Below are 25055 nucleotides of genomic sequence, written 5' to 3' on the forward strand. Positions count from 1 at the left end.
GAACGCACAGCCGCCAGCGGCTGGGCCGGGCCCCGGAGGGGGACTTGCAGCGGCCCCCGCAACCGGACCCACCCCGCCATCCCCCAGGAACCCAGCTTTTGCTCCGGCTGTTGCTTCGGCTCTGGCTCTGGCCTCTGCAGGCGCCGGGTGCAACCCGGCCGATACCCTCCCAGTGCTAGGCTGTGGCTACCGACAACCACGGAGGCGGGATGGGGGCGATCGTGTTGTTGCCGCTGTGCGTGGACGATGCCGCGCTCGACCGCTGCCTGGCCGCGCTGGATGCCGGCACCGCGCCGGGAACCGCGGTCTGGCTGGCCGATGACGCGCAGACCGGCCCGCGTGCGCAGGCGGTGGTGGAGCATTGGTTGGCGCATACGCCGTTGCAGGCCGAATACACCCGCCGCGCGCGGCCGTTGGGCGAGGTCGCCCATCTGGATGAGATGCTGCGCGCCTGCGAGGGCATGGACGTGGCGGTGCTGGCGCCGGACAGCGTGCCCGCGCCGGGCTGGCTGCAGCAGCTGCAGGATGCCTTCGCCCGCGACGCCGCCATCGCCACCGCAACCCCGTGGTGCAATGCCGGCGAAACCGCTGCATGGCCGCGGCTGGGCGAGATCAATCCGGAACCGGAGGACCCGGCGCTGCTGGCACACACCTGTGCCACGCTGCCGGTGCTGCATCCGGAGCTGCCCTCGGCGGTCACCCACGCGGTACTGGTGCGCGGCAACGCGCGTCGCCGCGCCGGCGGCCTGGACGTGGACAGCTACGCCGGCTGGAACGCGGCACTGGTGGACCTGAGCCTGCGCATGGCTGGCCTGGGATGGCGCAACGTGCTGTGCGAGACCGCCTTCGTCAGCCGGGAAGGGGAGGCGGTCAGCCGTGATGGCGATCTCGAGGCCCTGGCCGCGCGCTGGCCGGGGTGGGTGCCACGGTTGGCTGACTTCCTCATGCACGATCCGCTGCATGGCCTGCGTGCCGATCTGCAGCAGCGCATGCGGCAGGCGATAATGCCGAAGGAACAGGGTGACCTGTTCGTCTCGTCTTCCGCGCCGGAGCCTCCTGCTTGAATGTTGCCATTGCCGCCATCGTCGTCACCTACCAGAGCGGCAGCACCATCGACGCCTGCCTCTCGCGTCTGCGCCAGGCGCAGGACGTGGCCGAGATCCGGGTGATCGACAATGGCTCGATGGATGGCACGCTGGATATCGTGCAGCGCCATGCCAGCCACGACCCGCGCGTGCGTCTCGTCGGCAATCCGGACAATCCCGGCTTTGCCGCCGCCAACAACCAGGGCGTGGCCGATTCGCACAGTCCATGGCTGGCCTTCATCAACCCGGACCTGATGGTTGAACCGGAGACGTTGGCCGCACTGCGCAGCCGCGCGGAAGGACTGGGCGACTGCCTGCTCGGTGTCGAGCAGGTGGACGAGCAGGGCCATGCCGACGAAGCCGTGCGCCGCCGCGACCCGGATTTCCTGATGATGCTGCGCTCGCCGGGCAAGGGCTCGAAGCTGGCGGTGCCGCGTGACCCGCAGCAGGCGCTGCAGCGGGTGCCGGCGCTGTCCGGTGCGCTGCTGATGATGCCGCGTGCATTGTTCAACTGCATCGGAGGTTGGGACGCCGGCTATCGTCTGCATGCCGAAGACCTGGACCTGTGCCGGCGTGCACGCGAAGCCGGAGCAGTGGTGGCGATCGCCAATGACCTGCAGGTCACCCACGTTCGTGGCGTCTCCAGCCGCTCGCGGCCGTTCTTCGTTGAATGGCACAAGCACAAGGGCCTGTGGCGCTATTTCCAGAAGTTCGAGGCCAGGCAGCGTTCGCTGCCGGTGCGGGTAGCGGTGTGGGGCGCGATCTGGGCGCACGCGCTGATGCTGGTGCCGAAGCTGCTGCGCAAGGCGCTGTAGCGCCGCAAGAGCATCCACGCATGGCGTGGATCTACCAATGTTGTTTCCCGTGAGCTGAGTGTGGCCGCAGGCACCCCGGTTCACCCTGCCGGGCGCATAATCCGCCCCATGCCTATCATCCAGTCCCTGCTCGACACCGACCTGTACAAGTTCACCATGATGCAGGCGGTGCTCCACCAGCACCCCGGCGCCCAGGTGCAGTACCGGTTCAAGTGCCGCACGCCCGGCATCGACCTGGCCCATTACATCGACCAGATCGACGAAGAGATCGACCACCTGTGCAGCCTGCGTTTCAGCGACGCGGAGCTGGACTACATGCGTGGCCTGCGCTTCGTGAAGCCGGACTTCGCCGATTTCCTCGGCCTGTTCCACCTCGACCGCAAGTACATCCAGCTGCGCGCGTCGAAGACCGTGCCCGGCGAGATCGAACTGGACATCACCGGGCCCTGGCTGCACACCATTCTGTTCGAAGTGCCGCTGCTGGCGATCATCAACGAAGTCTGGTTCCGCAACACCACCACCGCCGACTTCGCCGAGGGCGAGCGCCGCCTGCAGGCCAAGGCCGCGCTGCTGCGTGATACCCCCGGCTTCGAGCAGTGCCGCATCGCCGACTACGGCAGCCGCCGCCGCTACTCGCGCGACTGGCATGCCCGCCTGCTGCCGTTGCTGCGCGACGCCCTCGGGCCGCAGCTGGTCGGCACCAGCAACGTGCATTTCGCCCGCCTGTACGGCATGACCCCGCACGGCACCATGGCCCATGAGTACCTGCAGGCGTTCCAGGCGCTGGGCCCGCGCCTGCGCGATTCGCAGGTGGCGGCACTGGAGTCGTGGGCACGCGAGTATCGCGGCGACCTCGGCATCGCGCTGTCCGACGTGGTCGGCCTGGATGCGTTCCTGCGCGACTTCGACATGTACTTCTGCAAGCTGTTCGACGGCGTCCGCCATGACTCCGGCGATCCGTTCGACTGGGGCGACCGCATGCTGGCGCACTTCCAGCAGCGCCGGGTGGATGCACGCAGCAAGGTGCTGGTGTTCAGCGATGGGCTCGACATCGCCAAGGTGATGCGCCTGTACGACTACTTCCGTGGTCGCTGCCAGGTCGCCTTCGGCGTCGGCACCCACCTGACCAATGATCTGGGGCCAACGCCGCTCAACATCGTCATCAAGATGGTCCGCTGCAACGGCCAGCCGGTGGCCAAGCTCAGCGATTCGCCGGGCAAGAGCATGTGCGACGACCCGGGCTACCTGGCCTATCTGCGCCAGGTCTTCGAGCTGCCGCCGGCGTAAACACGCCGGCTTACAGGTAGTCGACCACCACCAGGTAGGCGCCCTGCAGCGGCTGCTGCTTCGAAGCCTGCACGCTGTAACGCTCGGAGAAGGCGATATCGCCGGCGCGCATCGCGCTGGCCGACACCGACAGCTTCTGGCCCTGGCGCTTGCCGTCGCGCAGCGTCGCGGCCTGGCCATCGGCCAGCGCCGTCACGGCCACCGTCGAGCCCTTGGCCGAGGGCGGGCAGGCGGCCAGGCTCAGCTCACCCTGGGACAGGTTCGTCGTGCAGCCCGGCTCGGCGATACGGCCGCTGAAACGGATGCTGCCGCTGCTGGCCTGGGCCAGCGCACTGACGGACATCAGGGCCACACACAGCAGAATGGAGTTCCTCATGACACGTTCTCTGGTTCGGTGTGTCCTAGTTAGCGACAGGTTCGATCCGTCTTTAATAGGACAAATCCGAATCTGCTAGGGCCATCACCAAGAAAGAGTGATGCGCATCAAATAAGGCGATTTCCACCTGAAAAAAGCCTGTTTTCGCGCATGCCGAACGCGCCACGGGAAGCGTCATGCAGGGTCGTTTGTGACCTGATCGCCTTGCCGTCAAATCCCCTACGCCCGCCGGGCTCTCATTCCGCCTACCACGTCACATTTGAGGCGTCAATGAATTGGCGTTCAGAAAAATAATGAGACTTTCATCACAGTTGTGCCTATACTTGCGTCACGGATTCAGGGGAAGGTATGTCCGAGTCCGGCCACAGGTGAGACGCAAGGATGGGTCTTGATAGCCCGGCAGTGCTCCTTGCTTCCTCCTCTACTTCTCATCTCTTCAGTAGGGTTAGGTAAAAGCGAATGCACAAGATCAATATCATCGCCGCTCTGATGCTGGCCGCCGCTCCGCTGGCCGCCAACGCCGCCGACGGCACCATCACCTTCAACGGCAAGGTGACCGACAAGACCTGCACCATCTCGACCCCGGGCGGCAAGGACTTCGCCGTCAACCTGCCGACCGTGTCCAAGAACACCCTGGCCACCGCCGGTGCCGTTGCGGGCCGTACCCCGTTCGCCATCAACCTGAGCAAGTGCAGCGCCGGCAACGTCGCCACCTACTTCGAGCCGGGTTCCACTGTTGACTTCAACAGCGGCCGCCTGGTCAATCAGGCTTCGGCCAACGCTGCCACCAACGTGCAGCTGCAGCTGCTGGGCTCGAACAACACGTTCCTGCCGATCAAGGCGGCTGGCCTCGGTCTGGCCCAGGAGAACTCGCAGTGGGTCACCGTCGGCACCGACGGCTCGGCCAATCTGAACTATTACGCTGAGTACTACGCCACTAACGCCGCCACCCCGGGCGACGTCACCAGCAGCGTCAAGTACACGATCATCTACAACTGATCGTAGTCGTACCCGCGCTGGCCGGCGTACGCGCCGGCCAGTGCATCGCGGCCCCTGGCCACATACCTCGAGCGTAGTACTTCCGATGAAAGCATTCTTTCCCCGGGCGCTGCTGCTGGCAGCGTTCACGCTGCCCTTCTGCCAGAACGCTCTGGCCGGCGTGGTGGTCAATGGCACGCGAGTGATCTATCCGGCGCAGGCGCGCGAAGTCACCGTGCAGGTCGACAACGTGGGCGATTCGCCGGCGCTGGTGCAGGCCTGGATCGACAGCGGCGACGCCAACCAGACCGCTGATACCAGCGATGCCCCGTTCGTGCTGACGCCGCCGATCGCGCGCGTCGAGCCGGGCCGCAGCCAGGCGCTGCGACTGATCTTCTCCGGCGCGCAGCTGCCGACCGACCGTGAGTCGGTGTTCTGGCTCAATGTGCTGGATGTTCCGCCGTCCCCGGACAACGCCGACAGCGGCGAACAGAATTACCTGCAGGTCGCGTTCCGTTCGCGCCTGAAGCTTTTCTACCGGCCGCAGGGCCTGAAGGGCGTCGCCAACGACGCGCCCGCAGCGCTGCGCTGGACCCGCACGGGCGACCGTCTGCGGGTGGAAAACCCGAGCCCCTTCCACGTCACTCTGGCCGAAGTACATGCCGTGACCGGCAGCAGTGAAAAGGCCGTCGAGGACAAGGGCGCGATGGTCGCGCCCAAGCAGAGCCTGGAGTTCGCCGCACCGGCGGGCACCGACCAGGTCCGCTTCATCACCATCAACGACTACGGCGGCCGGGTGGAACACACCATCCGCCTCGGCAGCACCGGGGGCTGAACGCGCCGCGCCGGCCTTGGGCCTGCGCATCCCGCCACCGCCGCTGTGCGGCGAATTGAAGGAATGTCAGTGTGATCGGAAACAGATTGACATTGTCGATCCATCAGGCGCTTTGCCTGTTGGTTGCTGGCGTGGCCTGCCCAGGATGGGCGCTGGCTGCCCCGGCCAATCTCGGCGAACAGGCGCTGATGGCGCAGAGTGGTGCGGCCAATGCGCGTGCACCGGAATCGGCCCAGTTCAACTCCAGCTTCCTGTCTGGCCAGGCCAAGCAGGTCGATCTGGCGGCCTTCAGCAACGGCAACCCGATGGTGGCCGGCAACTACCGTGTCGACGTCTACGTCAACGGTGCCTGGCAGGGCCGTCGCGATCTGCAGTTCAAGGCCGATGCGCAGGGCCGTGTCGACGCCTGCCTGCCGCTGCCGATGCTGGAAGAAATGGGCGTGGACAGCGAAGCCGTGCTGCTGCAGCAGGATCCGTCCGTGCCGACCGACAAGACCAGCTGCGTGCCGGTTCAGCAGCGCATGGCCAATGCCTATGGTGTCTATGACAGCGGCAACCTGCGCTACGACCTGAGCATCCCGCAGGTGTTCCTGCGTCGTGAGGCACGCGGCTACGTCAACCCGGCGCTGTGGGACCGCGGCATCAATGCCGGCTTCGTCGGCTACAGCTTCAATGCCATCGACAGCGACAGCCGTGTCGAAGGTGGCCAGCGCAACCGCAGTGCCTACCTCGGCCTCAACGCCGGCATGAACCTGGGTGGCTGGCAGTTCCGCCACGATTCGAACCTGACCTGGTCCGAGGGCGATGGCCGCCATTGGCAGAGCATCGCCACCTATGCGCAGCGCGGCATCCCGCAGGTGCGCGGCATGCTTACCATCGGTGAGGCCTACACCACCGGTGAACTGTTCGACTCGATCGGTTACCGCGGTGCCAGCCTGGCCAGCGACGACCGCATGCTGCCCGATTCGCTGCGCGGTTACGCGCCGGTCGTGCGCGGCATCGCCGAGACCAACGCACGCATCGAAGTGCGCCAGAACGAGCAGCTGATCTACTCCTCCACCGTGTCGCCGGGCAGCTTCGTCATCGACGACCTGTACCCGACCGGCTACGGCGGCGACCTGGAAGTGAGCGTGATCGAGGCCGATGGCCGCCGCCGCGAATTCAAGGTGCCGTTCGGTTCGGTGCCGCAGATGCTGCGCGAAGGCGTGTCGCGTTACTCGCTGACCGCCGGCCAGGTGCGCAACAAGCTGCTGGCCGATGAGCCGTGGCTGGTGCAGGGCACCTACCAGCGCGGTATCGGCAACCAGCTGACGCTGTATGGCGGCAGTGCACTGAGCGACGGCTACCTGTCGCTGCTGTACGGCGTCGGCCTGTCCACGCCGGTTGGCGCGTTCGCCGCCGACGTCACCCATGCACGTACGACGTTCGACCACTACGGCAACCACACCGGTGCCAGCGTGCGCTTGAGCTACAGCAACATGATCGGCGAGACCGGGACCAATCTGACCCTGGCCGCCTACCGCTATTCGACCGAAGGCTTCTACAGCCTGCAGGACGCGCTGTATGGCCGTGATTCGGACAAGCGCGGCATCGATCCGACCACACGTGGCCGTCAGCGCAGCCAGTTCCAGGTAACGCTGAACCAGCCGCTGGGCCGTCGTGGCGGCGCGCTGTACGTGACCGGTTCGGTGCGTGACTTCTACGACCGTTCCGGCACCTCCAAGCAGTACCAGGTCGGCTACAACAACGCCTGGCGTTCGGTGAACTACGGTTTCTCGGCGCTGCGCACCGAAGAGGGCGTACTCGGTCGCTCGGATACCCAGTACCTGCTGTCGATGAGTGTGCCGCTGGGCCGTGGTACCCACCCTGTGTCATTCAGTGCTGATCTTGGCGTGCGCGACCGCGGGGGCTACGACAACAGCCGCGTTGGCATCACCGGTTCGGCCGGTGTCGACAACAACTTCAGCTATGGCGCGGCCCTGTCCGATTCCCGCGAGGGCAGCACCACCGCGATCGGCAACGTCGAATACCGCAGCCGTTATTCCGCATTGAACGCCAGCTACAGCCACTCGCGTGACTTCCGCCAGGCGTCGGTGGGTGCCAATGGCAGCGTGGTCGTGCATCCGGGCGGTTTCACCTTCACCCCGCAGCGTGGCGACACCATGGTGCTGGTCGAAGCACCGGGCGCGCGCGATGCGATCGTCAGCAACGCCCCGGGCCTGCGCGTCGACGGCCGCGGCTACGCGGTGGTCCCGTACGTGTCGCCGTACCGCCTCAACACCGTCACCCTCGACCCGCAGGGCATGGCTCACGACGTCGAGCTGGAAAGCACCAGCCAGTCGATCGCGCCGTTCGCCGGTGCCATCAGCTACCTGCGCTTCGATACCCGCAAGGGCAACGCGCTGCTGATCCAGGTGCGCAACACCGATGGCCGCACCATGCCGTTCGGTGCGCAGGTCAAGGACGAGCAGGGCCAGCCGGTGGGCATGGTCAGCCAGGGCGGCCGCCTGTACGTGCGCAGTGACAAGAACCAGGGCAGCCTGCTGGTGGAGTGGGGCGCCGGCGCCGACCAGCGCTGCACGGTCGATTACCAGGTTCCGGCGGGCGCCGATGCGTCCAAGACCGGCTTCATCCCGCTGGAGGCAGCATGCCGATGATTTCTTCCCGTGGCCGCAAGGCGCTGAGTGCCCTTGCATTGCTGGGCGGCGTGCTGCTGGCCCAGCAAGCCAGCGCCGCGTGCAGCCTGAACTCTTCGTGGTTCACCGCACAGGACGTCACCATGGACATGGGCCAGATCGTGATCCTGCCCAGCACGCCGGTCGGCGGCGTGATCAAGGAGATCAGTGAATCGATCACTCAGCGTGATAGCGTGGCCAGCTGTGATTGGAGTGGCGGCTACTCGCGCGGCGAGTATGTCAACGCGGCGCAGCAGCGCCCGGTGCCCGGTTTTGCCAATACCTATGAAACCGATGTCCCTGGCGTTGGCATCAAGCTATTCCGCGATTCAGGGGCGATCCAGGCCTACTATCCGCACAGCATTCCATTCAACGGTGGGGCGAGGATCAATCTCAATGGCGGTCGATTCCGTATCCAGCTGATCAAGACAGCCGCGCAGACCGGTTCCGGCGTGATCGCGCCGAACGGTCGTTTCACTACATACTATTTTGATGGTGATGGCAGCCGTCGCCCGGTGTTGACCTCCACCTTCAAGGGCTCGGGCACCACCGTGGTCAGCCCGACCTGCGAAGTGCAGGCGGGCAGTCGCAACATTGCCGTCGATTTCGGCAGCGTGCCCAACACCACGTTCACCGGTGTCGGTTCCAAGGCTGTAGATCGCGATTTCGAGATCCGCCTGAACTGCCAGGGCAGCAACGTTGCTGCCTACCAGAGCAAGATCGGCATCCGCCTCGACGCCGACCAGGACAGCTCGAACATGCCGGGCGTGCTGAAGCTCAGCGCGGCCACCAACAGTGCCACCCGCATCGGCATCCAGATGGTCCAGCGTGATGGCAGCACCGAGCGCGAAGTGCGTTTCGGCCAGACCGTCAACGTCGGTACCACCGTGCCGGGTACCAGTGTCATGGCGCTGCCGCTGCGTGCCCGCTATGTGCAGACCCAGGCCGGCACTGTGGGTGCAGGTGTCGCAAACGGCCAGGCCACCTTCACCATCCAGTACGAGTAAGGCGGCCGCAGGCCGCGCCACTGCTGCGTTCCACCGCAACGTCGCCCGTTCCACGGGCGGCGTTGACTGCGTCTTGATCTTCCAACGATGAAGATCAATGCCACGACGCGCGTACCATCATTCGAATGTGATGTACGTCGCGATTTTGGAGTTTCCTCATGAGGTGACCGTCTCCTGCCTGCGGGTGTTGGACGGGAACGCCGAAAGGATCCAGACGTGGCTACAGCTCCTGGCATTCCCTCGCGCCGGCCTTTCGGAGCGCTGCGATGAAGGTCCTGTCGGTGTTCGGCACGCGACCGGAAGCGATCAAGATGGGGCCGCTGGTAAGGGCCTTGGCGGAGGCTGCGGACATCGAATCGGTGGTCTGCATCACCGGCCAGCACCGGGCGATGCTGGACCAGGTGATGTCGCTGTTCGCGATCACCGCCGACCATGACCTCGATGTCATGGTGCCTAACCAGACCCTCAATGGCCTGTGTTCCAAGCTGTTCGAACGGCTTGACGCGCTCTACACGCAGGTTCGCCCGGACCGGGTACTGGTGCACGGCGATACCACCACGGCGATGACCGCCGCACTGGCCGCGTTCCACCACCGCATTCCGATCGGTCACGTCGAGGCCGGCCTGCGCACCGGCGACATCAACCGGCCGTGGCCGGAGGAAATGAACCGGCGGGTGATCGATGTGGTCGGCCACCAGCTGTACGCGCCCACGCCCAGCTCGCGCGCCAACCTGGCCGGTGAACACCTGGGCGGGCAGATCCTGGTCACCGGCAATACCGTCATCGATGCCCTGCAGCAGACCGTAGAGCGGCTGGATGCCGACCCGGCGCTGCGTGCGCGGGCTGACGAACCCTTCCACATGCTTGACCCCGATCGTCGCCTGCTGCTGGTCACCGGCCATCGCCGCGAGAGCTTCGGCCAGGGCTTCGAGGACATCTGCCGTGCGCTGGCTGAGCTGGCGCGGCGGCCGGACCTGCAGGTGCTGTACCCGGTGCACCTCAACCCGAACGTGCAGGGACCGGTCAACGCCCACCTCGGCCATCTCGACAACGTGCACCTGGTGCCACCGCAGGATTACCTGCGCTTCGTGCGCCTGATGCAGCGTGCGGACGTCATCCTCACCGACTCCGGTGGCGTGCAGGAAGAAGCGCCTGCGCTGGCCAAGCCAGTGCTGGTCATGCGCGACGTCACCGAACGCCCGGAGGCGGTCGAGGCCGGAGTGGTGACGCTGGTCGGCACCACGCCCTCGCGCATCGTCGAGGGGGTCAATGCGGCACTGGCCCAGCCACCGCAGCCGACCCGCTTCGATCCTGATGCCAGCCCCTACGGGGACGGCCGCGCCAGCGCCCGCATCGTCGCTGCCCTGCGCGGCACGCCGCTTCCCGAATTCTCGCCCGGTCTCCGCAGCGGCGGTGCCGCCCACCCCCATCCGCATGAAGTGACGCCATGACCCAGACCGGCCGCTCTGCCCTGTTTGTTTCCGCCGCCGCGTTCGTCCTGTCGGGCGTGGTCGGCACTGCCCATGCCGCCGACAACGTCGCCGGCCAGTTCGCCGAATGGAGCGGCGACAGCACGGTGAACCGGCAGATGACCCTGCGCGAACTTGGTTTCCGCCAACCGCTGGTGCTGAGCGGGCAGGAGAGCCAGCGCGAGGTCTACCTGCCGGTGCCGGCCGGCGTCGCCACCCGCGATGCGCAGCTGCAGCTGGATGGGCGTTATGTGCGCGGTCACGCCGGGCGCACCTCGGGCCTGTGGTCGGTCGATGGCGATCCGATCGCCGCGCGCTCGATTACCGACGCGCAGGGCGACGCCAGCCAGCTGCTGGCCATCGATGGCGAACCTCGCCAGAACGGCTTCGTGCGGGTCGGCGTCGGCTGGTGGTCGATCGTCTCCGACTACCAATGTGCCGACCAGAGCGCGCCGGCCAACGTGTTGCGGCTGTCGCCGGACTCGCGTTTCAGCTACCGCTTCGATGGCCGGGCCGTGGACACCGTGGCCAAGGCCTGGGGCGCGCTGCCACCGCAGGTGCGCCTGCTGGTGGATGGCAAGGCGCTGCAGGCGCCCGCCTACGACGCCGCCTGGCGCGTCGGTACCGCGTTGCAGGGCGGTGGCAAGCAGGTGCAGGTGGTGGCGCTACCCAAGGTCGGTGACAGTGTCGACCTGACCGGCATCAGCATCCCGGCCAGCCTGCAGGGCGTGCCGGCCTACGCTGCGCTGGCGACGGGCGAGCGTGCGCATGTGATCAAGGATCTGGCCGAAGTTGGCGCGCTGCTGTCGCTGCGTGACAGCGGGCCCTTGGCCGCTGACGTGATGATCGGCAGTGATGCGCTGCGGGCCGGCGTACGCGCGGCACTGGACGCGCTGGCCGTACAGGTTGCGGCTACGGGTGCCGATGCGGGCGCTGCCTTCGCCGCGTGGCGCGGTACCGATATGGGTGGCCTGGAAAAGCCCACGGCCAACGCATCGGTCAGCGTGGTCGCCGTTGCTGGCCGTCCGACGCTGGTGGTCGACCCGGCGGCGGCGGGCAAGGTCGCCGGGTTGTTCGCCGAACAGTGGCGCAGCTACGCGTTGGGCCGCAGCCTGCAGGTCAGCGCGGCGGGAACACCGAAGCTGGACGGAGACCAGGTGCTGCTGAGCCGGCTCGGCAACATCGCCGGCACGATGGATGTGGTCACCCGCGCGGACCGCAGTGCCACCTTCGACCTCGGCGTGCTGTCGGCCGATGGGCGCCTGCCCGAGGAAGTGGTGATCGATGTCTCGGCGGCGCCCAACGCCGCCGGGCAGGGCGCGGTGGCCACGATCCATTTCAACGATTACCTGCTGGGCGGCAAGGTGCTGTCGGCCAATGGCCAGCCGCAACGGCTGGTGGCCAAGGTGCCGGCCTACGCGCTGTCGGCGCGCAACGAGATCCGCGTCAGCTTCCTGCGCCAGCCGGCACGACCTTATTGCCACGATCCGGCCACCGCCTATCCGGTCTCGATCCTGCCCAGCAGCCACCTGACCCTGGCCAAGCGGTCGCTGGGCAGTGATTTCGTCGGCGCCAGCAGTCAGCTGTCGCGCGGCAACCAGGTGTTCGTGCCGGCCACGTGGCTGCAGGATGCACCGGCATCGCTGCGCAAGGTGATTGCGGTGGCCAGTGCAGTGGGTGCCTCGCCGGAGGCGTCGGAACTGAAGGTGGTCGATGCCGGTGCGGCGGTCAGCCCGGGCGTACCGTGGCTGGCATTCGGTGTGGCGCCATCGGGTGTCGATGTGGCCGGCCTGAAGGACGGTCATCTGCTGATCGGCGGGAAGCCGCAGCCGCTGCTGGATGTCAGCGGCCTGGACCGCGCCGCGGTGGTGCAGGTCGGCACCTCCGGCGGCCAGCTCGGCGTGCTGTACAGCGACCTGGGCGCACAGGCACCGTCATTCGGCGCACCGTTCCGGCTGCTGCGCGGTGATCTCGCCGTGCTCGACGGCAGTGATGCCGTGCGCGAGTTCGACCGCCAGGATCCTTACGGGAGTCGCGTTGCCCAGGATGGCAATCCGCAATCGAAGTGGGAACGGCACATGATCTGGTTGCTGCTGCTGGTCGGCGTGATCGTGTTCGCGCTGCTGGCCGCCCGCGTCACCCAGGTGCGCCGCCGCAAGTCCGCCAACACAGGGCACTGATCCACCGTGGACGGTCTGTTCTGGAACATCCAGCTGGCCAACTACTACGCTGCCCTGGAAACCACGGCGGCGGCGGTGGCCGTGCTGATCCTGATCTCCAGCCTCGATGACCTGTTCATCGATGTCTGGTACTGGGTGCGCGAGAGCTGGCGGGCGCTCACCATCAAGCGTCGCGCGGCGTACCGGCCACTGAGCCAGGAAGACCTGCTGCAGCGGCCGCAACAGCCGCTGGCGATCATGGTGCCGGCGTGGATGGATTACGACGTCATCGCGCAGATGGTGGAGAACATGATCAACGTGCTCGACTACCGCGAGTACGTGGTGTTCGTCGGCACCTATCCCAACGACCAGCAGACCATCGACGAAGTGGAGCGCATGCGCCGCCGCTACAAGCGCCTGCGCCGCGTGGAAGTGCCGCATGACGGGCCGACCAGCAAGGCCGACTGCCTGAACTGGCTGATCCTGGCCATCTTCGATTACGAGAAACGCCACGACATCGAGTTCGCCGGGGTGATCCTGCACGACAGCGAGGACGTGCTGCACCCGATGGAACTGCGCTTCTACAACTACCTGCTGCCGCGCAAGGACATGATCCAGTTGCCGGTCACCTCGCTGGACCGCGAGTGGTACGAACTGGTGGCCGGCGTCTACATGGACGAGTTCGCCGAATGGCATGCCAAGGATCTGGTGGTGCGCGAAAGTGTTTCCGGCATGGTGCCGTCGGCGGGCGTCGGTACCTGCTTCTCGCGGCGCGCGCTGCTGGCGCTGAGCGCGCAGACCGACAACCAGCCCTTCAACACCGACAGCCTCACCGAGGACTACGACGTCGGTGCGCGGCTGGCGGCGATGGGCATGCAGTCGATCTTCGCGCGCTTCCCGGTGCAGTTCCGCGTGCGCCGCCCGTCCTGGTTCGGTTGGGGACCGGTGCGCGAGCGCACCCAGCAGATGGCGCTGTGCGTGCGCGAGTACTTCCCCGACAACTTCCGCGCGTCGTACCGGCAGAAGGCGCGGTGGGTGCTGGGCATCGGGCTGCAGAGCTGGGAGTCGCTGGGCTGGCGCGGCTCGCTGGCCACCAAGTACCTGCTGGCGCGCGACCGCAAGGGCATCATCACCTCGTTCGTCAGCATCATCGCCTACCTCATCTTCCTGCAGCTGCTGCTGTTCTGGCTGCTGAAAATGACCGGGCTGTGGACGATGCAGTTTCCCAGCGTGTTCCAGGCCGGTACCTGGCAGATGAACGTGGCGCTGCTGACCACGGCGGCGCTGGCGACCCGCGTCGTGCAGCGCTTCTACTTCGTCAACCGGCTGTATGGCTGGGAACACGCGCTGATGTCGATCCCGCGCATGGTGGTCGGCAACATGATCAATTTCATGGCCACCGCACGCGCGTGGAAGGTGTTCCTGGCCTACCTGCTGTTCGGCAAGCGCATGGTCTGGGACAAGACCATGCACGACTTCCCGGATGCGGCGCAGCTGGTGCAGACCCGCAAGCAGCTCGGTGAGCTGTTGACCACCTGGCAGGCGGTGGAACCCGAACGCCTGCAGCAGGCGCTGGATCAGCAGCAGGCAGGGCGCCAGCAGCCGCTGGGTCGCATCCTGCTCACCCAGGGCTGGCTGGATGATGAAACGCTGGCCGAGGCGATCGCCTTCCAGGGCGACCTGCCACGCGCGGTCATCGACGTGGACTACCTGCGCGCCTGCCAGTTCCCGGTCAGTGCCGATGCATGTGTGCAATGGCGCATGCTGCCGCTGCCACCGCGCCAGCAAGGCACCCTGCGGCTGGCCGTGGCCAGCCCATTGCCCGAAGAGGCGTTGGCACTGCTGAAGCAGGAAACCCGCAGTGAGCACGTCGAACAGAGCATCGCCCGCGAAAGCGAAATCAACGCGGGCCTGCGCCTGATCGGTGGCGACCGGCAGTGGCACCTGGACAACGTGCCGCTGCTGGGCGACCTGCTGGTGGAGATGCGCCTGATCGACCACGCGCGCTTCGAGATCGCACTGGATGACTACATGCCGCAGCGCGACGGCCGCATCGGCGATTACCTGGTCAAGCAGGGCATCACCACCGAGGAGGCCGTGGCCCAGGCCATGCAGGAGCAGCGTCGACGTGCGGCCGCGCTGCAGTCACCGCCTCCCGGAGCCTTGCCGGCATGAAGACCACGCTGCTGTCCACCGTCATTGCCGTCGCGTTGGCCACGGCCAGCGTATCGGTACAGGCCCAGGCCGATGCGCAGCTGCCATTGTCTGGAGCTGCCTACCGTATCGCCGAACAGGCGTTTGCCGCCTATGAGCGTGGTGACTACCGAGCGGCGTACCAGCAGTCCACTGAAGCGATCCGGCTGCGCCCGGATGTGGTGCGGCTGCGCCTGCTGCAGATCTATGCGCTGCAGAAGCTCGGGCGTGGCGCAGAAGCGCAGCAGCAGGCGCGGCGTGCGCTGGATGCGGGGTTGAAGGATCCCGCCTTGCCGGCGCTGGCGGCTGCCACCGCTGCACGTAGCGCGGCAACCGGAGGCGAAGGTGCGCGCACGACATCCCCATCGCGTCCGGTCGGCAGCGCCGCAGACCGCAGCAGGCAGCAGGCCTACGCGCTGGCCACCGAGGCGTACGCGGCCTATGACGCCGGGCGGATGGGAGAGGCGGCCAGCAAGGCCGAGCAGGCGTTCCGGCAGCAGCCGAAACAGAGCGCATGGGCCCTGCTGTGGGTGGCGGCACTGGAGGCACAGCAACAGCCCGAACAGGCCGACGCCGCCATCGGCACCGCGCTGCAGCTGGGGGCACCCAACGTCGAGGAACTGCGCGCGCGCCGCGTGGCACTGGGTCGCCAACGCGCCCTGCTGCAGGCCCAGCAGGCCTATCAATCGCTGTCCGCAGGCGAGGATGCCGCCGCCATTGAGCAGGCACACGCTGCCGTGGAACTGGCCCCCGACGTGGCTTCATACCGGCTGCTATTGATCACCGCGCAGCTGCAGGGCGATCAGCTGGCCGACGCTGAGCACAGTGCTGATCAGGCATTGCAGGTAGATGCCAACGACCTCAATGCACGGGTCATGCGCGGTTACCTGCGCCAGCGCCAGGGCAGCACGTTGCGGGCCAATGAAGATTTCGACGCCGCGCTTGCCACGCCGGGATCAACCGCGCAGCAGCGCAACGTGCGCCTGCTCGCGGTGGATGCGGCACTGGCTGCCGGCGATCGGGTGCGTGCGGCTGCACTGCTGGCACCGTTGCAGGCGCCAGTGCCAGCAGATGAGAGAGACGCACGGGCACAGCTGCTGTTGCAGCAGGGCATCGAGCAGCGCGCCAAGGCGATTCGCTCCAGTCGCGCGCTTCCCCGCATCAGCGCCGAGGCCTACCCGGCACCGGTCCAGCACTGCCAGTCCGGCGACACAGGCAATGTCTGCGAGCTGATGCCGGCCGACCTGCAGGGGGATGGCGGTGCCGCACAGCGCGCCTACGCTGCCTATGCGCGGCGGGACTACGCTGACGCCATCGATGAGGCACGGCAGGCCGTGCAGCACGCACCGGACGACGCGAACCTGCAAGGCCTGCTGACCACCACGCTGGCAGCGGGCAACCGTGCCCAGCAGGACGAAGCGCGGCGGCGGCTGGATACGGCGCTGGCACAGCACCCTGATGACGCAGGAGCACTGATGCAGCGCGGCTACCTCAACCAGAAGGCCAGGGATCCGGCACAGGCACTGGCCGACTTCCGTGCCGCCGAGGCCACCGGCAAGGCGCCGAAGAGCGTGGTGCTGGACCAGGCGTACGCGAGTGCGGCCAACGGCGATCATCCACAGGCGGTGACGCTGCTGCGTAGCGCCATTGATCGCGCCGACGTCGGTGAGCTGCCGCTGGATGAGCATCAGCGCTACAACGTGCGCAATGCCATCGCCAACTATTCACGCGAGTGGGGCGTGGTCGCCTCGGCGGGTTTCCGGGGTGCGCGCCAGGCCGCAACCAATGTCGGCGGTGCGGCGATCAGCACGCCGGGCGATTCGGTGTTCAGCACGCTGGAGGCGTTCTGGCGGCCACCAGCGTTCAATGACCAGCATGGCACGCTGGAGCTCTACGCACGCCTGCTCAATACGCTGTACGACGAAGGCGGCACCTATGAATCGATCCGTGCGGTGGATCCGTGCACCGGCGAATCAACGCCGGATGCGCGTGCACGCGCCGAGCGCCTCAGTCATTCGCGCTCGACCACCGGCTGGCCGTCCACCATCGCCTCTTTCGGCCTGCGCTACGCCTTTGGCCAGACCGGTTTGAGCGCCGGCATCGAGCGCCGCCAGTTCCTGGGCAGTGCCACCCGCCAGGGCGAGGTCTACCCCGCATCGGCAGCGGTGCAGTGCCGCCTGCAGCTGGCCCTGAACCGGCCACTGGAAGCCAGCACGCTGGCGCGCTACCGCTTGGCCAGCGGTTCCGGTGGATGGATGTCCTACCTGACCTACGGCTATTACCACGGCACTGATCTGCGCACCGATGTGAACCAGTGGTGGATGGTCAGTGGCTATGCGCAGGGGGGATATACCTGGGACGACAACGGTGCCACCTTCACCCTCGACGCGCTCGATGCCAACGGCACGCCGGTGCGGCGCCTTGGCGAGGCCAATGGCCGCCTGCATCGCGAACAGTGGTTCGCTGCCGGTGAACTGCGTGCCGGGCGCAGCTTCCGTTTCGGTGCCGGGCAGACGCACTGGGTGGTGACACCCTATGTCGTGGTTGGCGCCGATTGGCTGGACCAGCGCTCGCGCGTGCGTGACATCCGTTATCCGCCGTTCCCGGCGCAGTCGTTCGCGCTCAACGATACGCAGCGCAGCTGGTCACTTGGCGCAGGGCCAGGCGTGGGCGTGCGTTACTGGTTCCGGGAGGACCACTACAACACGCCGCGTTCCTACCTGGACCTGACCGTGCAGTACCGCATCGCGATCGGCGGTGGTGATACGCAGCGTGCCAAGGGCCTGTTCGCCACCGCCATCCTCTACTACTGAGGAAGGCCCCAGCGTCGCCGCAGCGCTGCGGCCTGCGGTGTGTCCTGGGTCAGCCATGGCTCCAATGCATAGACCAGCACGTGCTGTGCGCCGCTGTCGCGTGCCCATGCCAACTGCCGCTGGATGCGTGCGGCATCGGCCGTTTCGCCCTTGAATCCGCTGCCGTCGGCGGGGCCGCCGGGCAGTTCGCGGAACAGTTCAACGATCGCATCGAAACCGATGCCGTTGGCATGGAGATGATCGAGCAGCGGTTGCAGCTGCTGCACGTTGCCGGCGCCGGCCACCCCCACGCCGTCCTGCACCATTGGCCGCAGCGCGGTCTGTGCCAACACCGCCTGCCACAGCGTGACCAAGTTGCCATCGGTCTGCAGGCGGCTGAAGTAGCAGGACATCGCGCAGTCGCCACCGCGTGCGCTGGCGGCCTGCACCAGCCCGTGCAGCCACTGCGCCAGCCATTGCTGGCGGGCCGGATCGGCCCAGTGGTACTGCTCCAGCTCGTAGGGCAGGTACCAGCCCCCGAAGGCCGGCTGCTGCGCCCAGGGTGCCTGTGCCAACCAGCTGCGTGCGTGCGCCAGGCTCTCGGCCAGGAAGGCCTGCAGCGTTGCGTCGTCTGCGCCGATGGCCTGCCACCAGCGCTGCTGGAAGGGCAGGCCGACGCGGATGCGGATGTCGTTCTCGCTGGCAGCGGTGAACAGCTGCTGCAGGCTGCCGTCGGGCAATGACCAGTCGCCGTCACTGCCACCGACGATGCCGGTCCATTGCAGCACCAGCTGCCTGCAGCCCAGCGTACGTGCAAGCTTCAAGGATCGCTGCCAGTCGGCCAGGCCCCACTGCAGGTGGCTGCGCCAGGGCTGCAGGAAGGTGCCATCCACCTGCACCGGCAGCGAGCAGCCGGGCAGGGTGGCGAGCGTACCGGCCAATGGCGCCAGCACTGCCGCACGCAGCAGCCGGCGGCGCAACGGCGAGGACGGATCAGCAGGAAGGACTGGCGGTGGCATGCCCGCATCATCCCAAAGCACCGTGCGCGGCAGGTGAACCAGCGCCCGGTAGCGCCGGCCGCTGGCCGAAGCGTGCTCCGGTAGTGCCGGCCGCTGGCCGGCATCACCTACCGCTTATTCCAACGCGTAGCGCAGGGTGAACAGCACCGCCACCAGCCACACCGCCGGATGCACTTCGCGCCAGCGGCCGGTACCGGCCTTCAGCGCGGCATAGGCGATGAAGCCGAACGCCAGGCCATTGGCGATGGAGTAGGTGAACGGCATCGCCAGCGCACACAGTGCCGCCGGCACCGATTCGGTCAGGTCGCTCCAGTCCACTTCCACCAGCTCACGCAGCATCAGCCCGGCCACGAACAGCAACGCCGGTGCGGTGGCATAGCTGGGCACCATCGCCGCCAGCGGCGAGAACAGCAGCGCGGCCAGGAACAGTGCCGATACCACCAGTGCTGTCAGGCCGGTACGGCCACCTACCTGCACGCCCGAGGCGCTTTCGGCAAACGCGGTGGTACTGCTGGTACCGAGCATCGAGCCGGCCACGATCGCGGTGCTGTCGGCCAGCAGCGCACGGCCGAAGCGCTTCTGCGCGCCTGGAAGTTTCAGCAGGCCGGCGCGACCGACCACGCCGTACAGCGTGCCGGTGGCATCGAACACTTCCACCAGCACGAACACCAGCACCACCTGCAGCAGCACCGCGATCGGCGCACCGCCGTCATGGTGCAGCAGGCCCGGCAGGTCCAGCTGCAGGAAGGTGGGTGCCAGGCTCGGCGGCAGCGAGACCAGACCCTGGTACTGCACGTCGCCCAATGCCCAACCAGCGCCGGTCACGGCCAGGATGCCGATCAGGATCGCGCCACGGATGCGGCGCGCTTCCAGTACCGCGATCAGCAGAAAGCCGGCCAGCGCCAGCAGCGGCGGCGCCGTGTTCAACGGGCCCAGCGCCACCAGCGTGTCTTCATTGCCGACGATCACGCCGGACTTCTGCAGCGCGATGATCGCCAGGAACAGGCCGATGCCGGCCACGATGGCCGAGCGCAGCGACGAAGGAATGCCCGACACCAGCCATGCACGCACACCGGTCAGCGACAGCACCAGGAACACCAGGCCGGAGATGAACACCGCGCCCAGTGCCTGCTGCCACGGCAGGCCGGCAGCGCCGACCACGGTGAAGGCGAAGAACGCGTTCAGGCCCATGCCGGGCGCCATGCCGACCGGGAAGTTGGCGGCCAGCGCCATCACCGCCGAACCCAGTGCAGCAGCCAGGCAGGTGGCCACGAACACCGCGCCCGCATCCATGCCGGTGGTGCCAAGGATCTCGGGATTGACGAAGACGATGTAGGACATCGTCAGGAAGGTGGTGACACCGGCCAGCAGCTCGGTGCGCACGGTGGTGCCGTGCTGCTGCAGCTGGAACAGGCGCTCGAACAGGGACATGGGGCTTCTCGCGAAGGTGTCGCCAGCAAGCGGGCGACCCACAGAAGGAGAAAGGCCGCGCGAGCGCGGCCTTTCCTGTTGCCTTACTTCAGCGCCTTGAAGCGCAGGCGCTTCGGCGCAGCGTCGTCGCCCATGCGGCGGCGCTTGTCTTCTTCGTACTCGCGGTAGTTGCCCTGGAAGAACTCCACGTGCGAGTCGCCTTCGAACGCCAGGATGTGGGTCGCGATGCGATCCAGGAACCAGCGGTCATGCGAAATGACGAAGGTGTTGCCCGGGAACTCCAGCAGCGCATCTTCCAGCGCACGCAGGGTTTCGATGTCCAGATCGTTGGACGGTTCGTCGAGCAGCAGCACGTTGCCACCCTGCAGCAGGGTCTTGGCCATGTGCAGGCGGCCACGCTCACCACCGGACAGCGAACCAACCATCTTCTGCTGGTCCTGGCCCTTGAAGTTGAAGCGGCCGATGTAGGCGCGCGACTGGATCTCGATGCCGTTGATGTTGAGGATGTCCAGGCCGCCAGCGATTTCCTGGAAGACGTTGTGGTTGCCTTCCAGCGCGTCGCGGCTCTGGTCCACGTAGGACAGCTTCACGGTCGGGCCGACCACGATCTCGCCGGTATCCGGCTTTTCCTGGCCGGTGATCATCTTGAACAGGGTCGACTTACCGGCACCGTTCGGGCCGATGATGCCGACGATGGCGCCGGCCGGCACCAGGAAGCTCAGGTTGTCGAACAGCAGGCGGTCGCCGAACTTCTTGGAGACGTTCTTGAACTCCATCACCGCATTGCCCAGGCGCTCGCCCGGCGGAATGAAGATTTCATTGGTCTCGTTGCGCTTCTGGTAATCGACCGACTGCAGCTCTTCCAGGCGGGCCAGACGGGCCTTGCCCTTGGTGCGGCCGCCCTTGGCGTTCTGGCGCGACCACTCCAGTTCCTTCTGGATCGCCTTCTGGCGAGCCTTTTCCTGGTTGTCTTCCTGCTTCAGGCGCTCATCCTTCTGGGTCAGCCAGTCGGTGTAGTTGCCCTTCCACGGAATGCCGCGGCCGCGGTCCAGTTCCAGGATCCACTCGGCGGCGTTGTCCAGGAAGTAGCGATCGTGGGTGACCGCCACCACGGTGCCGGTGTAGCGCGCCAGGAACTGTTCCAGCCATTCCACCGACTCGGCGTCGAGGTGGTTGGTCGGTTCGTCGAGCAGTAGCATGTCCGGCTTCTGCAGCAGCAGGCGGCACAGCGCCACGCGGCGCTTTTCACCACCGGACAGCTTGCCGACCACGGCATCCCACGGCGGCAGGCGCAGCGCATCGGCGGCCACGTCCAGCTGGTTCTCCAGGGTGTGCGCGTCGCCAGCGGCCAGGATCGCCTCCAGGCGCTCCTGTTCCTTGGCCAGCGCGTCGAAGTCGGCGCCTTCCTCGGCGTAGGCCAGGTACACCGCGTCCAGCGCGGCCTGGGCCTGCAGCACTTCGCCCACGCCTTCCTCGACCGCTTCACGCACGGTCTTGGTCGGGTCCAGTTCCGGTTCCTGCGCCAGGTAGCCGACCTTGATGCCCGGCTGCGGGCGGGCTTCGCCCTCGAAATCGGTGTCCACGCCGGCCATGATCTTCAGCACGGTGGACTTGCCGGCGCCGTTCAGGCCCAGCAGGCCGATCTTCGCGCCCGGGAAGAAGGACAGCGAGATGTCCTTGATGATCTGCCGCTTGGGCGGGACCACCTTGGACACGCGGTTCATGGTGTAGATGTATTGCGAGGACATGCGGTCTCCGTAGGCGCGGCCCTGCGCCCGACCCGTCACGGGAACATCCCGTTGCGGCAGCGGGCACAGACTGAAATGGAATACCGCCAATTATAGCCGGAACCGGTTCCGGGCCGCGCCCGGGCAGGGGCGCCGGGCTGGCCGCGGCCTGAATACCCGGTCACAGTCCTGTAGCGGGAAGCGTTTCCAGCCGGAAACGGTTCAGATCGGGTGCGCAATATGGGCTCACCACCCACCCGAGCAGAGGTCTGACATGCGCATCAATCGAGTAATGGCCGGCGCCGTGGCCCCGGCCTTCGCCGACAACGACCACCGCCGCGACCACGACCGCCGCGAGTGGCGCGAGGACCGCCGCGAATGGCGCCAGGACCGTCGTGACTGGGAACGCGACCGCCGCGAGGCCCGGCGCGACTACCGCCAGGATCGCCGCGAGTGGCACCGCGACCATGACCGCTACTACCGCCCGGCACCGCCGCGTGTGGTGTACCGCCCGGCCTATGGCCCGGGCTACGGCTGGAAGGTCGGCCATCGCTACCGCGACTACTACCGTGGCCCGGTCTATGTGGTGAACGACTACCCGCGCTATCACCTGCGTCGCCCGCCATATGGCCACCACTGGATCCGCGATGACCGCGGCAACATGCTGCTGGTGGCCATCGCCACCGGTGTGATCGCCCAGTACGTGCTCAGCAGCCGCTGAGGATCGCAGTCGGGGTCGGATCCCTTTGCAGCGCAAAGGGCTCTGCCCCCGCAACGCCACTCGAAACCATACGGGGCCGGATTCCTTCGGGGATGCCGGCCCCGTCCGTTTCGGCCCCGGCAGGCCCGGTGCGGGGCTACAATCGGGGGCTGAGCCGTACCCCCTTTTCCCTGCCTGCTGGAGTACCCGATGTTCCCGCGTGACGTCCGCATCGAATCCTACGATCCCGAACTGGCCAAGGCCATCGCCGCTGAAACCCAGCGCCAGGAAGACCACGTCGAGCTGATCGCCAGCGAGAACTACACCAGCCCGGCGGTGATGGAAGCGCAGGGCAGCCAGCTGACCAACAAGTACGCCGAAGGCTACCCGGGCAAGCGCTACTACGGTGGCTGCGAATACGTGGACATCGCCGAGCAGCTGGCGATCGACCGCTTGAAGCAGCTGTTCGGCGCCGACTACGCCAACGTGCAGCCGCACAGCGGCTCGCAGGCCAACCAGGCCGTGTACTTCGCCCTGCTGCAGCCGGGTGACACCATCCTCGGCATGAGCCTGGCCCACGGCGGCCACCTCACCCACGGTGCCAAGGTCAACGCCTCGGGCAAGCTGTTCAACGCCGTGCAGTATGGTGTGAACGACCAGGGCCTGATCGATTACGACGAAGTCGAGCGCCTGGCCCTGGAGCACAAGCCGAAGATGGTCGTGGCCGGCTTCTCGGCCTACTCGCAGGTGATCGACTGGGCGCGCTTCCGCGCCATCGCCGACAAGGTCGGTGCCTACCTGTTCGTCGACATGGCCCACGTCGCCGGCCTGGTTGCTGCTGGCGTCTATCCCAGCCCGCTGGAACACGCGCACGTGGTCACCTCGACCACCCACAAGACCCTGCGCGGCCCGCGTGGCGGCATCATCGTCGCCAAGGGCGCCGACGAAGACCTGGTCAAGAAGCTGCAGTCGATCGTGTTCCCGGGCATCCAGGGCGGTCCGCTGATGCACGTCATCGCCGGCAAGGCCGTGGCCTTCAAGGAAGCGCTGGAACCGGGCTTCAAGGCCTACCAGCAGCAGGTGGTGAAGAACGCCCAGGCGATGGCCAACACGCTGATCGCGCGCGGCTACAAGATCGTCTCCGGCGGCACCCAGAACCACCTGATGCTGGTCGACATGATCGGCAAGGACGTGTCCGGCAAGGACGCGGAAGCCGCGCTGGGCAAGGCCCACATCACCGTCAACAAGAACTCGGTGCCGAACGATCCGCGTTCGCCGTTCGTGACCTCGGGCCTGCGCCTGGGCACCCCGGCGGTGACCACCCGTGGTTACGTCGAACAGGATTGCGTGGACCTGGCCAACTGGATCGCCGACGTGCTCGACGCACCGAACGATGACGCCGTCATCGCCCGCGTGCGCGACGCCGTCAGCGCGCAGTGCCGCAAGTACCCGGTCTACGGCTGATCGCAGCAGGGGTCGGATCCCTTCCCGCCGGGAAGGGCTCCGACCCCGAAGCCCGGATCGAAGCAGGGGTCGGATCCCTTCCCGCAGGGAAGGGCTCTGACCCCGGTATCGGAGCAACCGCGCATGGATGAGCGCCACCTCAAGTACCTCTACGCCGCGCTGGCGGTGCTGTTCGGCCTGCCCAGCCTGGCGATGGGCGGCGCGGCGGCGACGATGCTGTTGCTGATGGGGCTGGGCCAGTTTGGTCATGGCACGCTGGTCTCGGTAACGGTGATGCCGCTGTGGGGCCTGGCCGGCATTGCCGGCTGCCTGGCCTGGTTGTGGCTGAGCGCGGGTTTTCTGTTGCAGGGGCGTGCCGGGCTGCACGTGCACCGCCTCTGGTGGTGGATGCTGCTGGCGGGCGGTCTCGCCGCCTTGCCCCCGCTGGGGCTGGCGCTGTGGTGGGGCATCGCCGTGCACGGCGAAGGCCTCGGCTTGTTGCTGCTGGGCCCGTCGATGCTGGTGCCGGCTGCGATGCTGGTGTGGATCAAACGCTGCGGATGATGCGGCCCAGGGAAGGAAACCGAACGCATGGATGAGCGTCTGCACAAACGCTGGATGGCCATTGCCGGCCTATTGGTGGGCCTGCCCACGGTGGCCGCCGGAGGCACGGGTGCCGTGCTGGGTCTGATGGTCGTATGGGATGGCAAGTACCTGACCGGTGACGAGTACAGGATCCTGCTGCTGTGGTCGTCGGCCGGGATCATCGGCCTGCTGTCGTGGTTGTGGCTGAGCGGCCTGTTCCTGTGGCGCGGTGTTACCGGCCTGCGCCAATCGCCGGTTGTCGCCTGGATAGGCCTGGCGCTGGGAAGCCTGGCCGCGCTGGGCGTGGTCGCCGCCACGCTGTACTTCACCTTCAAGCGCGGGGAGATCTCGACCCTGGCCTTCTTCGGGTTCGGCCCGCCGCTGTTGGTGATGGCAGGGCATCTGGCGTGGCTGCGTTGGGCGCGCGCGGCCTCGGCGCCGCCGGCACCCGGTTGAACGCGCAGCGCTGACCGCGCTGG

Annotated in this window: 19 protein-coding genes; 15 read left to right on the forward strand and 4 right to left on the reverse strand. The window is 67.0% G+C overall.

Features of this window, described 5'->3' with window-relative positions; genetic code table 11:
- Positions 1-209 precede the first annotated feature (209 nt).
- The 3 genes from ACMZ91_RS20125 (at position 210) to pncB (ending at position 3187) form a co-directional block, all read left to right on the forward strand.
- Entirely contained in the window at positions 210-1064 is an 855-nt protein-coding gene (locus ACMZ91_RS20125) for a glycosyltransferase family 2 protein (protein ID WP_049462837.1), read from the forward strand.
- Entirely contained in the window at positions 1061-1900 is an 840-nt protein-coding gene (locus tag ACMZ91_RS20130; RefSeq protein ID WP_049462838.1) for a glycosyltransferase family 2 protein, read from the forward strand. Before ACMZ91_RS20125 ends, ACMZ91_RS20130 begins: the two co-directional genes overlap by 4 nt.
- A gap of 108 nt (positions 1901-2008) precedes the next feature.
- Positions 2009-3187, forward strand: coding sequence for a nicotinate phosphoribosyltransferase (pncB, locus tag ACMZ91_RS20135; protein WP_010482009.1), 1179 nt, complete (start codon positions 2009-2011; stop codon positions 3185-3187).
- Between the two features lie 10 nt (positions 3188-3197).
- Here the strand turns inward: pncB and ACMZ91_RS20140 are convergent, their stop codons facing one another.
- Positions 3198-3563 carry a fimbrial protein gene (locus ACMZ91_RS20140; protein WP_014645902.1) on the reverse strand — a complete coding sequence of 122 codons (366 nt, stop codon included), beginning with the start codon at positions 3561-3563 and terminating at the stop codon, positions 3198-3200.
- A gap of 459 nt (positions 3564-4022) precedes the next feature.
- On the opposite strand from ACMZ91_RS20140, the gene ACMZ91_RS20145 reads away from it, so the two are divergent.
- The 8 genes from ACMZ91_RS20145 (at position 4023) to ACMZ91_RS20180 (ending at position 17692) form a co-directional block, all read left to right on the forward strand.
- Positions 4023-4562, forward strand: coding sequence for a fimbrial protein (locus ACMZ91_RS20145; RefSeq protein WP_049462839.1), 540 nt, complete (start codon positions 4023-4025; stop codon positions 4560-4562).
- Between the two features lie 85 nt (positions 4563-4647).
- Positions 4648-5376, forward strand: coding sequence for a fimbrial biogenesis chaperone (locus tag ACMZ91_RS20150; RefSeq protein WP_032128056.1), 729 nt, complete (start codon positions 4648-4650; stop codon positions 5374-5376).
- A gap of 92 nt (positions 5377-5468) precedes the next feature.
- A complete protein-coding gene (locus ACMZ91_RS20155; RefSeq protein ID WP_049462840.1) occupies positions 5469-8033 on the forward strand; it encodes a fimbria/pilus outer membrane usher protein in 2565 nt (854 codons plus the stop codon).
- Entirely contained in the window at positions 8024-9058 is a 1035-nt protein-coding gene (locus tag ACMZ91_RS20160) for a fimbrial protein (protein WP_049462841.1), read from the forward strand. The genes ACMZ91_RS20155 and ACMZ91_RS20160 overlap by 10 nt, the downstream gene beginning before the upstream one ends.
- 266 nt (positions 9059-9324) lie before the next feature.
- The gene (gene wecB, locus ACMZ91_RS20165; protein ID WP_049462842.1) at positions 9325-10509 is read left to right on the forward strand and encodes a non-hydrolyzing UDP-N-acetylglucosamine 2-epimerase; all 1185 of its coding nucleotides are present in this window, start codon (positions 9325-9327) and stop codon (positions 10507-10509) included.
- Positions 10506-12707 carry a membrane protein gene (locus ACMZ91_RS20170; protein ID WP_049462843.1) on the forward strand — a complete coding sequence of 734 codons (2202 nt, stop codon included), beginning with the start codon at positions 10506-10508 and terminating at the stop codon, positions 12705-12707. The genes wecB and ACMZ91_RS20170 overlap by 4 nt, the downstream gene beginning before the upstream one ends.
- Before the next feature lie 6 nt (positions 12708-12713).
- On the forward strand, positions 12714-14861 hold the full coding sequence (locus ACMZ91_RS20175; RefSeq protein ID WP_049462844.1) for a glycosyl transferase family protein: 2148 nt from the start codon (positions 12714-12716) through the stop codon (positions 14859-14861).
- Positions 14858-17692 (forward strand): NfrA family protein, encoded by a 2835-nt coding sequence (locus ACMZ91_RS20180; RefSeq protein WP_049462845.1) that lies wholly within the window; start codon positions 14858-14860, stop codon positions 17690-17692. The genes ACMZ91_RS20175 and ACMZ91_RS20180 overlap by 4 nt, the downstream gene beginning before the upstream one ends.
- Here ACMZ91_RS20180 and ACMZ91_RS20185 read toward each other — a convergent pair.
- The 3 genes from ACMZ91_RS20185 to ettA all read right to left on the reverse strand — a co-directional run bounded on the left by ACMZ91_RS20185 (position 17686) and on the right by ettA (position 21869).
- The gene (locus ACMZ91_RS20185) at positions 17686-18690 is read right to left on the reverse strand and encodes a DUF4434 domain-containing protein (RefSeq protein WP_177179499.1); all 1005 of its coding nucleotides are present in this window, start codon (positions 18688-18690) and stop codon (positions 17686-17688) included. The two genes, ACMZ91_RS20180 and ACMZ91_RS20185, sit on opposite strands and share 7 nt — an antisense overlap.
- A 114-nt stretch (positions 18691-18804) precedes the next feature.
- Positions 18805-20121 carry an NCS2 family permease gene (locus ACMZ91_RS20190; RefSeq protein ID WP_005408048.1) on the reverse strand — a complete coding sequence of 439 codons (1317 nt, stop codon included), beginning with the start codon at positions 20119-20121 and terminating at the stop codon, positions 18805-18807.
- Between the two features lie 83 nt (positions 20122-20204).
- Complete coding sequence (ettA, locus tag ACMZ91_RS20195) at positions 20205-21869, reverse strand: energy-dependent translational throttle protein EttA (RefSeq protein ID WP_005412220.1); 1665 nt, start codon at positions 21867-21869, stop codon at positions 20205-20207.
- A 253-nt stretch (positions 21870-22122) separates the two neighbouring features.
- Here ettA and ACMZ91_RS20200 point away from each other — a divergent pair, with 253 nt between their 5' ends.
- The 4 genes from ACMZ91_RS20200 to ACMZ91_RS20215 all read left to right on the forward strand — a co-directional run bounded on the left by ACMZ91_RS20200 (position 22123) and on the right by ACMZ91_RS20215 (position 25032).
- Positions 22123-22569, forward strand: a complete 447-nt coding sequence (locus tag ACMZ91_RS20200; protein ID WP_049462846.1) for an RcnB family protein — start codon at positions 22123-22125, stop codon at positions 22567-22569.
- A 189-nt stretch (positions 22570-22758) separates the two neighbouring features.
- Positions 22759-24012, forward strand: coding sequence for a serine hydroxymethyltransferase (gene glyA / locus ACMZ91_RS20205; RefSeq protein WP_010481990.1), 1254 nt, complete (start codon positions 22759-22761; stop codon positions 24010-24012).
- A gap of 123 nt (positions 24013-24135) precedes the next feature.
- Positions 24136-24555 (forward strand): hypothetical protein, encoded by a 420-nt coding sequence (locus ACMZ91_RS20210; protein WP_049462847.1) that lies wholly within the window; start codon positions 24136-24138, stop codon positions 24553-24555.
- A 27-nt stretch (positions 24556-24582) separates the two neighbouring features.
- Positions 24583-25032, forward strand: coding sequence for a hypothetical protein (locus ACMZ91_RS20215; RefSeq protein WP_049462848.1), 450 nt, complete (start codon positions 24583-24585; stop codon positions 25030-25032).
- The last annotated feature ends 23 nt before the right edge of the window (positions 25033-25055 follow it).

It is taken from the genome of Stenotrophomonas sp. FR024, assembly GCF_047500745.2.
Taxonomy (GTDB): domain Bacteria; phylum Pseudomonadota; class Gammaproteobacteria; order Xanthomonadales; family Xanthomonadaceae; genus Stenotrophomonas; species Stenotrophomonas maltophilia_A.